The following is a 13,085-nucleotide window of genomic DNA, read 5'->3' on the forward strand; positions in this document are numbered from 1 at the left end:
GGTTCTCCATCCTTGTGCGGCCGAATTTTCTTCAGCCCCTTATAAGCGAGGTTGATTCCCATCAACTCCGCCGTCATTACTCCACAAAATTCGCTCACCTTCGCGCTCGAGATCATCGAACTGGCCGCTTTTGACGGCCCACGCGAAAACACCCATGACTGCCAAGACGAGCAAAACTGAGAGTGGAATGAGTAAAAACAAAATATCCATCAGAACCTCTCACACCGATTGAGGCCGGGATAGGCCACCAACATCGACATCTTGTTGAAATGACGGAAGAGACGCATCAGCGTCAAAAACAGACCGCCGCGCTAATCGGAGGGCATTCAGCACCACACCCAAAGAGCTGAGCGCCATACCAACACCGGCCAAAAAGGGTGACAACCACCCCAACATGGCAGTCATGGGTGTTTTCGCGTGGGCCGTCAAAAGCGGCCAGTTCGATGATCTCGAGCGCGAAGGTGAGCGAATTTTGTGGAGTAATGACGGCGGAGTTGATGGGAATCAACCTCGCTTATAAGGGGCTGAAGAAAATTCGGCCGCACAAGGATGGAGAACCTTCCGAGGAGTAGATTGATGGCGAGTAACACACTGCCGACCACAGAGTCGGTTTATAGCGACACGACAGTCCGGCTTTTTGCCGTGGCTGCTGTGTTCTGGGGCATCATTGGGATGACGGTTGGAGCTTTTGCGGCTTCGATGCTCGTCTGGCCCGAGCTCACGCTCGGTATCCCATGGTTGTCATTCGGTCGGATTCGACCCTTACATACCAACGCGGTGATTTTTGCCTTTGGTGGTTGTGCGTTGTTCGCAACGAGCTACCACGTGGTTCAACGGACCTGCCACACACGTTTGTTCATGCCCAAGCTGGCCATGTTCACCTTCATCGGGTGGAATCTGGCGCTGGTTTTGGCTGTCATCACCTTGCCGCTGGGGATCACCCAAGGTAAGGAATACGCTGAGCTGGAATGGCCGATCGACTTGCTGATCGAAGTCGTTTGGATCTGCTATGCCGTGGTGTTCTTTGGCACCATCGGTACACGCAAAGTGCGTCACATCTATGTGGCGAACTGGTTCTTTGCAGCGTTCATCTTGGCTGTGGCATTGCTCCACACCTTCAACAGTGCTGCCATTCCTGTCAGCCTGACGAAGAGCTACTCGGTGTATGCCGGTGTGCAAGACGCCATGGTGCAATGGTGGTACGGCCACAATGCTGTGGGCTTCTTCCTGACTGCTGCTTTCTTGGGCATGGTGTATTACTACATCCCCAAGCAAGCTCAGCGTCCGGTGTACTCGTATCGCCTGTCGATCGTGCACTACTGGGCTCTGATTTTCACGTACATGTGGGCTGGTTCGCACCACCTGCACTATACGGCTCTGCCTGACTGGACCCAATCGCTGGGTATGGTTCTGTCGCTGATTCTGTTGGCTCCCTCTTGGGGCGGCATGATCAACGGGATCATGACGTTGTCGGGTGCTTGGCACAAGCTGCGCGACGATCCCATCCTGAAGTTCATGATTGTGGCCATGTCGTTCTACGGTATGTCCACTTTTGAAGGCCCGATGATGGCCATCAAGACCGTGAACGCTTTGTCGCATTTCACCGACTGGACCGTGGGTCACGTGCACTCTGGCGCTTTGGGCTGGGTGGGCATGATCTCGATTGGCTCGCTGTATTACCTGATTCCGCGCATGTTTGGCCGTACCGAGATGTACAGCGTTCGTGCGATTGAATTGCACTTCTGGATCGCGACCATTGGTGTGGTGATTTACATCGCCGCCCTGTGGATTTCGGGTGTGATGCAAGGTCTGATGTGGCGCGCTATCAATCCTGACGGCACGCTGGTTTACAGCTTCGTCGAAGGTGTGAAGGCAACGGTTCCGTTCCACGCTCTGCGTTTGGTGGGCGGTCTGATGTATGTCTTTGGTATGTGCATCATGGGCTGGAATACCGTGATGACCATCCGTAACGGTAAGGCTGAGCCTGTGCGTATTTCGCCGGTCGCAGCTCACGCCTGAACCGAAGGAGCAAATAAAAATGGCTGATCACAGTTCTCCCAAGGGGTACGAGCGGATTGAAACCAGCAATTTCTTGCTGATCATCCTGACCCTGTTCACGATCTCGTTTGGCGGTTTGGTGGAAATTGTTCCGCTGTTCTTCCAACACTCGACGACAACGCCGATTGAGGGTGTCAAGCCCTATACAGCGTTGCAACTGGCTGGTCGTGACGTGTACATCCGCGAAGGTTGCTTCAACTGCCACTCGCAGATGATTCGTCCTTTCCGCGCTGAAGTGCTGCGTTACGGTCCGCCGTCGCTGGCAGGTGAGTTCGTTTACGACCATCCATTCCAATGGGGTTCGAAGCGTACCGGTCCGGACTTGCATCGTGTCGGCGGTCGTTATAGCGACGACTGGCATTACATCCACCTGATGAATCCGCGTAACGTGGTGCCTGAGTCGGTGATGCCTGCCTATCCTTGGTTGGAAAAGGCTGTGCTTGACCCGGCAGATCTGGCACCGAAGATGACTGCGCTCCGTAAGGTCGGTGTGCCCTATACCGATGACGAAATCGCCAAAGCTGGCGACGAAGTCAAGGGCCATACCGAAATGGAAGCTGTCATTGCGTACCTGCAAATTCTGGGTACGGCTCGGAAGTAATCAAGGAGTGCTTCGATGGATATCAATACGGCTCGAAGCATATTCACAGTGGCAACCTTCATGGCATTCGTTGGCATTGTCATGTGGGCGTACTCGCGCTCGAATCGGCATGATTTGGAGGATGCTGGAAAGCTTCCCTTCGACGATGAGGATTTGAGCGTGGGTCAAAGCAAGAAAGTTGGAGGCTCTAATGAGTGATTTCATCTCCACAGGATGGGAAATGTATGAAGTAGCGATTGCTGTATGGGCAATCATCTACTGCGCCGGCGTCCTGTACCTGAACTTCAAAATGAAACCGCATACGTCCGAAGATGGCACCACAGGCCATGTTTGGGACGAAACATTGCGCGAGTTCAACAATCCGCTGCCACGTTGGTGGGTCGGTCTGTACATCATCACGATCGTTTTCGGGATTTTGTACTGGACGCTCTATCCTGGCCTTGGCACCTACAAGGGTTTGCTGGGTTGGACCAGCAAGGGCCAATTGGAAGCTGAGCAAGAAAAGGCCAAGGTTGAAGAAGCCAAGATCTATGCTCGTTTCGCTTCCATGTCTGCTGAAGACATGGCCAAGGACCAGCAAGCCATGGGTATCGGCCAACGCATCTTCTTGAACAACTGCACCGTGTGCCACGGTTCAGATGCCAAGGGTAGCAAGGGCTTCCCCAATCTGACCGACGATGACTGGCTCTATGGTGGTTCACACGAAACCATCATCGAAACCATCACCGGTGGTCGTGTTGGGGTGATGCCTCCGATGGCTGCTGCCGTGGGTACACCGGAAGATGTGAAGGACGTGGCTAACTACGTTCTGAGCTTGTCCGGCAGCCCCCATGACGATGCCGCTGCTCAGCGTGGTAAGCCCAAGTTTGAAAACGCTGGTTGCACGGGCTGTCACGGCGCCGACGCCAAGGGTACTCAAGCGATGGGTGCACCTAACTTGACCGACAAGATCTGGTTGCATGGCTTTGGTGAAGCTGCCATCATTGAGCGTATCAATAATGGTAAGACCAACACCATGCCTTCTTGGAGCTACAAATTCTCCAAGGATCAGATCCGCGTTTTGGCCGCCTACATCTGGAGCTTGTCGCACAAGCAAGCTACAGCTGATGCCGCGAAGAAGTCTTAAGACTTTATAGTGTGAGACGAACAGGGTATGTGACTGATTCGTCAATCAGAGGGAGGGGGGTGACCCCCTCCTTTTCTAGTTGAATTAAATCAACGATTGCTTATATATCATCATGAATACCAAAGAACGCCCAACAGCAACGCTATATGCACCCCATAAAAAAATATATGCTAAGGAGGTTTCTGGTTATTTTTCCAAAATTCGGTGGCTGATGGTATGGATCACGCAGCTTGTTTTTTATGGTGTTCCTTGGTTGATGTGGAATAACCGGCCTGCAGTGATATTTAATCTTGAATCTCGCCGTTTTTATATATTCGATCTTGTGTTGTACCCACAAGATTTTATCTTTCTTACTGCCGTTTTGATGATCTCGGCATATGCACTTTTTCTGTTCACTGCGGTGGCCGGGCGTTTGTGGTGTGGGTATACATGCCCCCAAACGGTCTATACAGAAATGTTCATGTGGATTGAGAATAGATTCGAGGGTGATCGTAATGCGCGGATGAAACGCGATGCATCGCCGTGGACCCAAAATAAGTTACTCAGAAAAACTGGTACGCAAACAGCATGGATTTTGCTGTCGTTGTGGACGGGATTTACTTTTGTATCGTATTTCACGCCAATGCATAGCCTGATCAATGAAGCTATGAATTTGGATTTTGGTGCTTGGGAATGGTTTTGGATCTTCTTCTATGGTGCTGCGACGTATGGTTTCGCGGGGTCCATGCGTGAACAAATTTGCAAATACCTCTGCCCATACGCTCGATTCCAAGGAGCCATGTTTGATCATGATACATTGATCATTACCTATGATAACGAGCGTGGTGATCCACGCGGATCACGTGGCAAAAAAGTTGATCCGAAAGCGGCTGGCTTGGGTGATTGTATTGATTGCAACCTCTGTGTTCAGGTTTGCCCAACAGGTATCGATATCCGTGATGGGCAGCAGTATGAGTGTATTGGCTGCGCTGCATGTATCGATGTTTGTAATGGAGTGATGGACAAAATGGGCTACCCGCAAGGGTTGGTTCGTTATGCCACGCAACATGGAATGGAGCAAAAACTCACCGATAAACAATCACTCATGCGGATATTCCGGCCCCGGGTGATTATTTACACGACCATCTTGGGGGCCATTGTCTTTGCTTTGGGGTATGCCGTTTGGACGCGTGATCCCTTTAAAGTGGATATTGTTCGAGATCGCACAACCTTGGCTCGTGTGAATGGCGATGGTGGAGTTGAAAACGTGTATCGACTGCAGATCATGAATGCTACCGAAGAAAAGCAGGTTTATCGTGTCACGGCATCCGGCATTCATGGGTATAAGATTGTTCCGGATGAATTGATCAAGGTTGCTGCCACTGAAGCAGAATGGGTGACGTTGACGGTTGAGCTTCCTTTTGAAATCGCCAAAAATGAAGGTCCTGGTATTAAAGCTGTGCATTTTGATGTGCATCGTGTGAATAACTCAGGTGTTGGTGAGGAAGTTGTGGTGCATGAAAAATCAACCTTCATGATTCCACGTTAAAAAGTAAATTTTTAATTTCAGGTATAGCCATGAATCAGCAAAATGCAAAAAAATCCAGTGATCGAACTGTCAGCAAAGAGGGTGTTGAAAAGCCCCTTGCTTGGTGGCAGGTAAAGATGGTTTGGCTGGTGATTTCTGGGCCTTTGATTGTTGTGATTGCTGCGGTGTCTACAGCTGTCGTTGCTATTCGTGGTCAAGACCCTGTTTTGGTGACAGGACCTGAGGATCTGCAAGTTGATCCAGGAAAGAAGAACCATCCTTCTTATCGGTCTGCGATGGAGGGACGTAATCACGCAACAACCGGCGGTGCAACAGGCGGTGTTAAGCCGTGATTTTTCTTTGAATTGCAGCAAGACATGAAAAAGGGGCTTCATTCGAAGCCCCTTTTTCATATGAAATCAAAAACTAGCACTGTGCGCTATTAACAACTTGCTGCAAGGCCTCTTGATCAAGAATTCGAATGTCGCGCTGCTTCACTTCGAGGATCTGATCATCCTGAAATTTAGAAAACGTGCGACTTACTGTTTCTAACTTAAGCCCTAGATAGCTGCCAATTTCTTCTCTGGTCATACGCAAAACAAGTGCAGATGGTGAAAATCCTCGAGCCTGAAGACGTTGGGTTAAATTAAGCAAAAAAGCAGCCAAGCGTTCTTCGGCACGCATACTTCCTAAAAGAAGCATAACCCCATGATCACGCACGATTTCCCTGCTCATGATCTTATGAAATTGATGCTGCAACAGCGTGAACTCCCGTGAAAGAGTTTCAAGATGGGAATATGGAATCATGCAGACTTGTGAGTCTTCAAGGGCAACAGCGTCACAGGAATGTTTATCGGTGCTGATGCCATCGAGCCCAATCAACTCCCCAGCCATCTGAAAGCCTGTGACCTGTTCCCGGCCATCAATCGCCGAGACAATGGTTTTGAAAAAACCAGTTCGAACAGCATAAAGCGCTGTAAAAGGATCACCCGCATGGAACAGTACTTCACCACGTCGCACAACACGTCGATTGCTGACCAAGTTGTCTAACGTCGTTAGCTCTTGTTCTGACATGCCAACTGGCAAGCAGAGCTCCCTTAGGTTGCACGCAGAGCAGGCAACTTTGAGCGTGTCAATTCGAGAAGATGGGGGCAGGGAGGTGTCTTGCATGATGTGATGGATTATCGACGTAGTCCGCCCCAGCATCAACCAGCGTGATGGGGTCTTTGTTGCAGTGCGAGAGTCAACGCTGATGCATGAATCATAATCGCGATGGCTCAAAGCTTGAGCTATGTCAAAGTCGACTGTCGTATGCAAGGCAAAGTCTCGGGATGAACGCACCTATGAAAGCTGATGCCATTTTGGGCACACCCGCCGACGTTTTACCTGTCGGGATCGATGAGCCGATCGTTTTTGGTGAGGATTTGCTGCATAAGATGGACATTCCGGGTCCACGATATACCTCCTATCCGACTGCAGATCGCTTTGTGGAGGCCGTGACCGACGAGTTCCATGCGTTGGCATTGAAACAGCGCCGTGTAAGTGCTGGTACGGCTGTATTGCCACTCTCACTTTATATTCATATTCCATTTTGTGAGTCGGTATGTTATTACTGCGCTTGTAATAAAATTGTTACGAAAGATCATTCAAAGAGTGATGCTTATCTCAAGGCACTCGAAAGTGAAGTGAGTCTGATTTCTTCTCACCTCGGTGTACGCGAAGTTGTTAGTCAGCTTCATTTTGGTGGTGGAACACCAACATTTCTTACAGATGCAGAGATATCAAGAATTTTTGATATGCTCAAGATGCATTTTGACTTGGCGCCATATGGTGAGTATTCAATTGAGATTGATCCAAGAACTGTTAATGAGGATCGACTCATCAATTTGAAGTCGATAGGCTTCAATAGAATTAGTTTTGGTGTTCAAGATTTTGATCAGAAAGTTCAAGTAGCTGTTCACCGAGTTCAGCCATTTGAGCAAGTGGCTGATTTGATGAAGATCGCGCGCCGTCTTGGTTATTCATCCATCAATGTTGATTTGATTTATGGATTGCCTCTTCAAACGCCTGAAAGTTTTTCTAGAACGATTGAATTAGTCGCATCTATTAGGCCAGATAGAATTGCTATGTATGGCTACGCTCATTTGCCATCTAGGTTTAAACCGCAAAGACGTATCAATAATGACGAGTTGCCGAGCGGAACTGATCGGCTTGGCATGCTTTCAACAGCGTTAAGTGGCTTTGTTTCTAAGGGCTATCGATATATAGGCATGGATCATTTTGCACTGCCTGATGATCCTCTGGCCGTGGCAAAGAGACAGGGACTTCTGCACAGAAATTTTCAAGGTTATAGCACTCAACCCGACTGCGATTTGATTGGCCTTGGTGTTTCTTCAATCAGTAAAGTTGGTGCGACCTATACACAAAATGCCAAAACTCTCGATGAGTACTATGATTACATTTCGAGAAATATGCTGCCGACTATTCGAGGATTTAATTTGAGTCGAGATGACGTGCTACGTCGTTCAGTAATTATGGCCATCATGTGTCATGGGCGTTTAAATTTTGAATCAGTTCAGATTGCTCATTTGATTGAATTTAAATCGTATTTCAAAAATGAATTGATAGAGTTGGAAAGGTTGTCACATGATGGTCTTTTGACTGTTCAGGATGACGGCTTCCAATTGACGGATCTTGGATGGTACTTTGTCAGATATGTCGCTATGGTCTTCGATAAATATTTGCAAGTCGATAGAGGCCGGGGCAATTTTTCGAAGGTGATTTGATATGGCATATGGCTTGTATATGAGTGCGGCCATAGTTGGCCTGGTCGCCTCACCACATTGCATGACAATGTGTGGAGCTATATGTGAGAAGTCAGCGAGTACTTGTAAAATTGATCGTGAATCGCTCGCAGGTAGATTATTATCTTATTTACCTGTTTTGCTCGGTAGGCTTTTTTCATACGCAACTGCCGGAGCCTTGATTGGCTTATTCACATCAGTTTCAATAACTTATTTTATGGGTACAAATTGGTTGCGTCCAATTTGGGTATTATTTCAGTTTTTATATTTATGATGGGTATTTGGATGTTAATTTTCGGACATTTTCCAGATCGGTTAATATTTTTATTGATGCCACAAAAAATATAATCTTTTTTCAGAGAAAGTCCAAATATCAAGAAAATTTTGACAAGCCTAGATATTATTATCTAGGACGATCATTTGGATTGGGATCGCTATGGTCTTTACTACCATGTGGTGTTCTACATTCTGCTTTCTTAATCGCATCGCTTGTCAATGGTCCCCTTGAAGGGGCTATTGTGATGCTTTCATTTGGTGTCGCCAGTTCGTTTGCTCTCTTGTCAGGTGGGTGGCTATGGGGCCATCTCATGAAGGAACCACTATCCTCATCACATAGCACTTTGAGGGGTGATTCTTCCCAGGGCGCTGCGTTGATCGCAGCAGTTGTCCCATCCTCATGGGCGCACGGCACGCTCTCCTATCGCTTAGCTGGGTTAGCTGTGGCCGTTGCCGGTGCTTGGTCCATGTATCGATTGCTTTTTTCCATGGCTGATTCTGGTGCTCAGTGTGGGTGAGTTAATTCGCAGCAGAGAGGGATGCGATCTGAGCGCTTGTCCTCTTTGAGGATGAATTTTGAAAGTTAGGTGACAGGACTGCTCACGTAGAATATGCTCTCCAATCTTGTTCTCAATGTAGAAACACGGAGTCGGCTACATGTACCAGCACATCAAAGTTCCTCACGAAGGACAAAAGATTTCTGTCAATTCTGACAATTCGCTAAACGTACCTGATCAACCGATCATTCCATATATTGAAGGCGATGGAACTGGATATGACATTACGCCTGTGATGATTCAGGTAGTTGATGCAGCCGTTGAAAAATCTTATGGCGGGCGCAGGAAAATCCATTGGATGGAAATATATGCTGGCGAAAAATCAACTCGTATATATGGTCCAGATGTTTGGTTGCCCGAAGAAACCTTGCATGCTTTGAAAGATTACGTTGTCTCGATCAAGGGACCGTTGACCACGCCAGTCGGCGGCGGTATTCGTTCCTTGAATGTGGCTCTTCGTCAAGAACTCGATTTGTACGTTTGCTTGCGCCCAGTTCACTACTTTAAGGGTGTACCATCGCCCGTCAAAGAGCCGGAAAAAACTGAGATGGTTATCTTCAGAGAAAATTCTGAAGATATTTATGCTGGCATCGAATACGAAGCCGAGTCAGACAAAGCAAAAAAACTAATTAAATTTTTGATTGAAGAGTTAGGTGTAACGAAGATTAGATTTCCTTTGACCTCAGGAATTGGCATTAAGCCGGTTTCTAAAGAGGGTACTGAGCGATTGGTTCGTAAAGCTATTCAGTATGCTATCGACAATGATAAGCCCAGTGTGACTATTGTTCACAAGGGTAATATCATGAAATATACTGAAGGTGGATTCAGAGATTGGTCGTATGCGCTCGCCAAGAATGAATTTGGCTCAGAACTTATCGACGGAGGACCATGGTCGAAGATTGTTAATCCTAAGAATGGTAAAACAATCATCATTAAAGATTCTATCGCTGATGCGTTTTTACAGCAGATTCTTCTTCGGCCTGCAGAGTATTCTGTGATTGCCACTTTGAATCTTAATGGCGATTATATTTCTGATGCATTGGCAGCACAGATTGGAGGCATTGGCATTGCTCCAGGGGCTAATTTATCAGATTCGATCGCAATGTTTGAAGCGACACATGGAACCGCCCCAAAATATGCGGGTAAGGACTATGTTAATCCAGGATCAGAGATTCTTTCTGCCGAAATGATGTTGCGTCATATGGGCTGGATGGAGGCTGCGGATATGATTATTTCATCGATGGAAAAATCGATTCTTTCGAAGAAAGTGACGTATGATTTTGCGCGCCTCATGGATGGCGCAACGCAAGTTTCATGCTCTGGTTTTGGTCAAGTGATGATCGAAAACATGTAATGTATTGAATGTGTTTTTGAAAAATCGACCCTTAGGGGTCGATTTTTTATTGATGACTAGTTATTCATTCGATAATTCTTCCGCGTAAGAAATGTGCTGAGCTAATCTACCTTTAGGGCCTTCTGTGATTTCAAAAGAAACCCTTGCCCCTTGCTTGAGGGTTTTATATCCATCCATTTGAATTGCGGAGAAATGTGCGAACACATCTTCGCCGCCATCGTCAGGTTGAATGAAGCCGAAACCTTTGACATCATTGAACCATTTCACGTTTCCAAGTGGCATCTCACGGTCTCCTGTTACCCATGTTTTCAATGTGGATTCTCTAAACAAGAGAGATATCCTGTCAATGATGAAGACACCAATAGGCAAATGACGTGATAATCGTTCTAGAATGCCTAGCATGACAGAACAGACATCTTCACAGATCAAAAATTTACTCTCACAGATTGCTGAGAGTCGGTGGCAGGCTGTGGCTTCCGCAGTGGATTTGACTGCGGCCCATCAGAAAAATGGTCAGTCTGTTAAGACGGTACAAGAAGCTGAATTTCTTATGCTTGCCGCAGATCCGCCACCTGTCTATAAAGTCGTGTTGATCAACGATGACTTCACTCCAATGGAGTTTGTTATCTTCATATTGCAGCATTTTTTTCATTTGAATTTAGATGAGTCAACAAGAATCATGCTAAAAATTCATCACGAAGGCCGTGGTATTTGCGGTGTCTATTCGAAAGATGTCGCCTTAACCAAGGTTGATCAAGTATCAATGGCAGCTAAAAATGCTGGACATCCATTGCAGTGCATTATGGAGGCAGAATGATTGCTCAAGAACTTGAAGTTAGCCTTCATCTGGCGTTTGTCGAAGCAAGGCAGCAGCGGCATGAGTTTATTACTGTCGAACATTTGCTGTTGGCTTTGCTTGATAATCCTTCGGCCTCAGATGTTTTAAAAGCCTGCTCTGCAAATATTGATGATCTTCGTAGAAGTGTTGTTCAATTTATTGCAGATAATACGCCCGTCGTCTCTGGAACAGAAGAGGTCGATACTCAGCCAACTCTTGGATTTCAGCGTGTCATTCAGCGCGCGATTATGCACGTTCAATCTACGGGTAGTGGCAAGAAAGAGGTGAATGGCGCCAATGTATTGGTTGCAATCTTCGGTGAGAAAGATTCCCATGCTGTTTATTATTTGCATCAACAGGGGGTTACTCGTTTAGATGTTGTTAATTATATAGCGCATGGCATTAAGAAATCAGGTGCGTCTGAGTCTAAAGTACAAGATGATTCAGTTCGTCAAGATTCTGACAAATCACTTGATCATGATTCTAAGAATTCGCCTCTTGATCAATATACAATTAATTTGAATATATCGGCAAGAGATGGAAATATTGATCCATTAATTGGTCGTGATGTTGAAGTTGATCGTGTTATTCAGATTCTTTGTCGGCGTAGAAAAAACAACCCGCTTTTAGTGGGTGAGGCTGGAGTTGGAAAAACAGCTATTGCCGAAGGGTTGGCTTGGAGAATTGTCAATGGGCAAGTTCCTGATGTTTTGGTTGATGCGGTAGTTTTCTCTCTTGATATGGGTTCATTATTGGCTGGTACTAAGTATAGGGGTGATTTCGAACAGCGACTTAAGATGGTGATCAAGCAGTTAAAAGAGCATACGCACGCTGTTTTATTTATTGATGAAATTCATACATTGATTGGTGCTGGGGCCGCATCTGGTGGTACTTTGGATGCAAGTAATCTTTTGAAACCTGCGCTGAGTTCTGGTTTGGTAAAGTGTATTGGTGCCACAACTTTTTCCGAATACCGTGGTATTTTTGAGAAGGATGCCGCTCTTTCAAGACGATTCCAGAAAATTGATGTGATGGAGCCGTCGATTGATCAAACGGTTGAAATATTGAAGGGACTGAAGGCTCGGTTTGAAGAGCATCATCATGTGAAGTATGCTCTGAGTGCTCTTCAGGCTGCGGCAGAACTGTCGTCAAAATACATCAATGATCGGCATCTTCCAGACAAGGCCATCGATGTGATTGATGAAGCTGGAGCTGCTCAGCGTGTTCTGCCCAAAAGTCGTCAGAAGAAAACGATCACAAGGGCAGAAGTGGAGGAAATTGTGGCGAAGATTGCCAGAATTCCACCATCTACAGTTTCTAGTGATGATCGCGGTAAGCTCAAGAGTCTGGATCGAGATCTGAAAAGTGTTGTTTTTGGGCAGGATAAAGCCATCGATGCTATTGCCGGTGCTATCAAAATGGCGCGGTCGGGGCTTGGAAAGCCGGATAAACCCATCGGTGCGTATCTTTTCACGGGCCCCACGGGAGTTGGAAAGACAGAAGTTGCTCGTCAATTGGCGATAATCCTTGGGATTGAATTGATTCGATTTGATATGTCTGAGTATATGGAAAGACACACAGTGAGTCGTCTCATTGGTGCTCCTCCAGGTTACGTCGGATTTGATCAGGGCGGGCTTTTGACCGAAGTTGTGAATAAAAAACCTTACAGTGTTTTATTATTGGATGAAATAGAAAAAGCACATCCAGATGTGTTTAATATTCTTCTCCAAGTTATGGATCATGGCACATTGACCGATAATAGCGGTAGAAAAACTGATTTCAGAAATGTGATTCTCATCATGACCACCAATGCTGGAGCAGAAACCATGCAAAGGCCAATGATTGGTTTTACAGGTGAGCGTGAATCTAGTGATGAGATAATTGATATTAAGAAAATGTTCGCACCAGAACTAATTCTATTGAAGCCTATCGACTTCAAATTGATGAGTCGATCCTCATTAACA

General features: G+C 46.6%; 16 protein-coding genes. 13 read left to right on the forward strand and 3 right to left on the reverse strand.

All coding sequences use genetic code 11. From position 1 onward, the window contains the following. Window positions 1–39: 39 nt before the first annotated feature. Window positions 40–210 carry a cbb3-type cytochrome oxidase assembly protein CcoS gene (gene ccoS, locus LEPOCDRAFT_RS02655; protein ID WP_009453407.1) on the reverse strand — a complete coding sequence of 57 codons (171 nt, stop codon included), beginning with the start codon at window positions 208–210 and terminating at the stop codon, window positions 40–42. A gap of 193 nt (window positions 211–403) precedes the next feature. On the opposite strand from ccoS (LEPOCDRAFT_RS02655), the gene ccoS (LEPOCDRAFT_RS02665) reads away from it, so the two are divergent. The 7 genes from ccoS (LEPOCDRAFT_RS02665) to LEPOCDRAFT_RS02670 all read left to right on the forward strand — a co-directional run bounded on the left by ccoS (LEPOCDRAFT_RS02665) (window position 404) and on the right by LEPOCDRAFT_RS02670 (window position 5,645). Continuing rightward, entirely contained in the window at window positions 404–520 is a 117-nt protein-coding gene (ccoS, locus tag LEPOCDRAFT_RS02665; protein ID WP_245526370.1) for a cbb3-type cytochrome oxidase assembly protein CcoS, read from the forward strand. A gap of 56 nt (window positions 521–576) precedes the next feature. Next, entirely contained in the window at window positions 577–2,019 is a 1,443-nt protein-coding gene (gene ccoN, locus LEPOCDRAFT_RS01365) for a cytochrome-c oxidase, cbb3-type subunit I (RefSeq protein WP_009453408.1), read from the forward strand. A 19-nt stretch (window positions 2,020–2,038) separates the two neighbouring features. Continuing rightward, window positions 2,039–2,659: a cytochrome-c oxidase, cbb3-type subunit II gene (gene ccoO, locus LEPOCDRAFT_RS01370; RefSeq protein ID WP_009453409.1), complete on the forward strand. Its 621-nt coding sequence runs from the start codon at window positions 2,039–2,041 to the stop codon at window positions 2,657–2,659. Window positions 2,660–2,674: 15 nt separating this feature from the next. After that, complete coding sequence (locus LEPOCDRAFT_RS03040) at window positions 2,675–2,857, forward strand: cbb3-type cytochrome oxidase subunit 3 (RefSeq protein ID WP_009453410.1); 183 nt, start codon at window positions 2,675–2,677, stop codon at window positions 2,855–2,857. Further along, window positions 2,850–3,785 carry a cytochrome-c oxidase, cbb3-type subunit III gene (gene ccoP, locus LEPOCDRAFT_RS01380; protein ID WP_009453411.1) on the forward strand — a complete coding sequence of 312 codons (936 nt, stop codon included), beginning with the start codon at window positions 2,850–2,852 and terminating at the stop codon, window positions 3,783–3,785. Before LEPOCDRAFT_RS03040 ends, ccoP begins: the two co-directional genes overlap by 8 nt. Before the next feature lie 112 nt (window positions 3,786–3,897). Beyond that, window positions 3,898–5,313, forward strand: coding sequence for a cytochrome c oxidase accessory protein CcoG (gene ccoG / locus LEPOCDRAFT_RS01385; RefSeq protein WP_009453412.1), 1,416 nt, complete (start codon window positions 3,898–3,900; stop codon window positions 5,311–5,313). A 29-nt stretch (window positions 5,314–5,342) separates the two neighbouring features. Continuing rightward, window positions 5,343–5,645, forward strand: coding sequence for a hypothetical protein (locus tag LEPOCDRAFT_RS02670; RefSeq protein ID WP_083834361.1), 303 nt, complete (start codon window positions 5,343–5,345; stop codon window positions 5,643–5,645). 73 nt (window positions 5,646–5,718) lie between these two features. On the opposite strand, the gene fnr is transcribed toward LEPOCDRAFT_RS02670, so the two are convergent. Next, complete coding sequence (fnr, locus tag LEPOCDRAFT_RS01390; RefSeq protein WP_043909725.1) at window positions 5,719–6,462, reverse strand: fumarate/nitrate reduction transcriptional regulator Fnr; 744 nt, start codon at window positions 6,460–6,462, stop codon at window positions 5,719–5,721. A 173-nt stretch (window positions 6,463–6,635) separates the two neighbouring features. On the opposite strand from fnr, the gene hemN reads away from it, so the two are divergent. The 4 genes from hemN to icd all read left to right on the forward strand — a co-directional run bounded on the left by hemN (window position 6,636) and on the right by icd (window position 10,283). Continuing rightward, a complete protein-coding gene (gene hemN / locus LEPOCDRAFT_RS02675; protein WP_156793941.1) occupies window positions 6,636–8,078 on the forward strand; it encodes an oxygen-independent coproporphyrinogen III oxidase in 1,443 nt (480 codons plus the stop codon). A gap of 19 nt (window positions 8,079–8,097) precedes the next feature. After that, window positions 8,098–8,370, forward strand: a complete 273-nt coding sequence (locus tag LEPOCDRAFT_RS03070) for an urease accessory protein UreH domain-containing protein (protein ID WP_216579395.1) — start codon at window positions 8,098–8,100, stop codon at window positions 8,368–8,370. Between the two features lie 7 nt (window positions 8,371–8,377). Then, entirely contained in the window at window positions 8,378–8,890 is a 513-nt protein-coding gene (locus tag LEPOCDRAFT_RS03075; RefSeq protein WP_172632726.1) for a sulfite exporter TauE/SafE family protein, read from the forward strand. Window positions 8,891–9,029: 139 nt separating this feature from the next. Then, window positions 9,030–10,283 carry an NADP-dependent isocitrate dehydrogenase gene (icd, locus tag LEPOCDRAFT_RS01395; protein ID WP_009453417.1) on the forward strand — a complete coding sequence of 418 codons (1,254 nt, stop codon included), beginning with the start codon at window positions 9,030–9,032 and terminating at the stop codon, window positions 10,281–10,283. A 60-nt stretch (window positions 10,284–10,343) separates the two neighbouring features. Here icd and LEPOCDRAFT_RS03045 read toward each other — a convergent pair whose 3' ends face one another. Next, window positions 10,344–10,685 (reverse strand): cold-shock protein, encoded by a 342-nt coding sequence (locus LEPOCDRAFT_RS03045; RefSeq protein ID WP_275934603.1) that lies wholly within the window; start codon window positions 10,683–10,685, stop codon window positions 10,344–10,346. A gap of 148 nt (window positions 10,686–10,833) precedes the next feature. Here LEPOCDRAFT_RS03045 and clpS point away from each other — a divergent pair, with 148 nt between their 5' ends. Continuing rightward, on the forward strand, window positions 10,834–11,100 hold the full coding sequence (gene clpS / locus LEPOCDRAFT_RS01405; protein WP_043909726.1) for an ATP-dependent Clp protease adapter ClpS: 267 nt from the start codon (window positions 10,834–10,836) through the stop codon (window positions 11,098–11,100). Continuing rightward, the coding region (locus LEPOCDRAFT_RS01410; RefSeq protein WP_083834364.1) for an AAA family ATPase at window positions 11,097–13,085 on the forward strand (1,989 nt) is incomplete at its 3' end. The genes clpS and LEPOCDRAFT_RS01410, both read left to right, overlap by 4 nt.

This window comes from Leptothrix ochracea L12 (assembly GCF_000262525.1).

Excerpts from the sequence above, each read along its gene's own strand:
- fnr (WP_043909725.1), bottom strand. The coding sequence starts at position 6,462 with ATGCAAGACACCTCCCTGCCCCCATCTTCTCGAATTGACACGCTCAAA.
- LEPOCDRAFT_RS02670 (WP_083834361.1), top strand. The coding sequence starts at position 5,343 with ATGAATCAGCAAAATGCAAAAAAATCCAGTGATCGAACTGTCAGCAAA.
- ccoS (WP_009453407.1), bottom strand. The coding sequence starts at position 210 with ATGGATATTTTGTTTTTACTCATTCCACTCTCAGTTTTGCTCGTCTTG.
- clpS (WP_043909726.1), top strand. The coding sequence starts at position 10,834 with ATGCTTGCCGCAGATCCGCCACCTGTCTATAAAGTCGTGTTGATCAAC.
- hemN (WP_156793941.1), top strand. The coding sequence starts at position 6,636 with ATGAAAGCTGATGCCATTTTGGGCACACCCGCCGACGTTTTACCTGTC.
- ccoS (WP_245526370.1), top strand. The coding sequence starts at position 404 with ATGGGTGTTTTCGCGTGGGCCGTCAAAAGCGGCCAGTTCGATGATCTC.
- ccoG (WP_009453412.1), top strand. The coding sequence starts at position 3,898 with ATGAATACCAAAGAACGCCCAACAGCAACGCTATATGCACCCCATAAA.
- ccoO (WP_009453409.1), top strand. The coding sequence starts at position 2,039 with ATGGCTGATCACAGTTCTCCCAAGGGGTACGAGCGGATTGAAACCAGC.
- icd (WP_009453417.1), top strand. The coding sequence starts at position 9,030 with ATGTACCAGCACATCAAAGTTCCTCACGAAGGACAAAAGATTTCTGTC.
- ccoP (WP_009453411.1), top strand. The coding sequence starts at position 2,850 with ATGAGTGATTTCATCTCCACAGGATGGGAAATGTATGAAGTAGCGATT.
- LEPOCDRAFT_RS03070 (WP_216579395.1), top strand. The coding sequence starts at position 8,098 with ATGAGTGCGGCCATAGTTGGCCTGGTCGCCTCACCACATTGCATGACA.
- ccoN (WP_009453408.1), top strand. The coding sequence starts at position 577 with ATGGCGAGTAACACACTGCCGACCACAGAGTCGGTTTATAGCGACACG.
- LEPOCDRAFT_RS03040 (WP_009453410.1), top strand. The coding sequence starts at position 2,675 with ATGGATATCAATACGGCTCGAAGCATATTCACAGTGGCAACCTTCATG.
- LEPOCDRAFT_RS03045 (WP_275934603.1), bottom strand. The coding sequence starts at position 10,685 with ATGCTAGGCATTCTAGAACGATTATCACGTCATTTGCCTATTGGTGTC.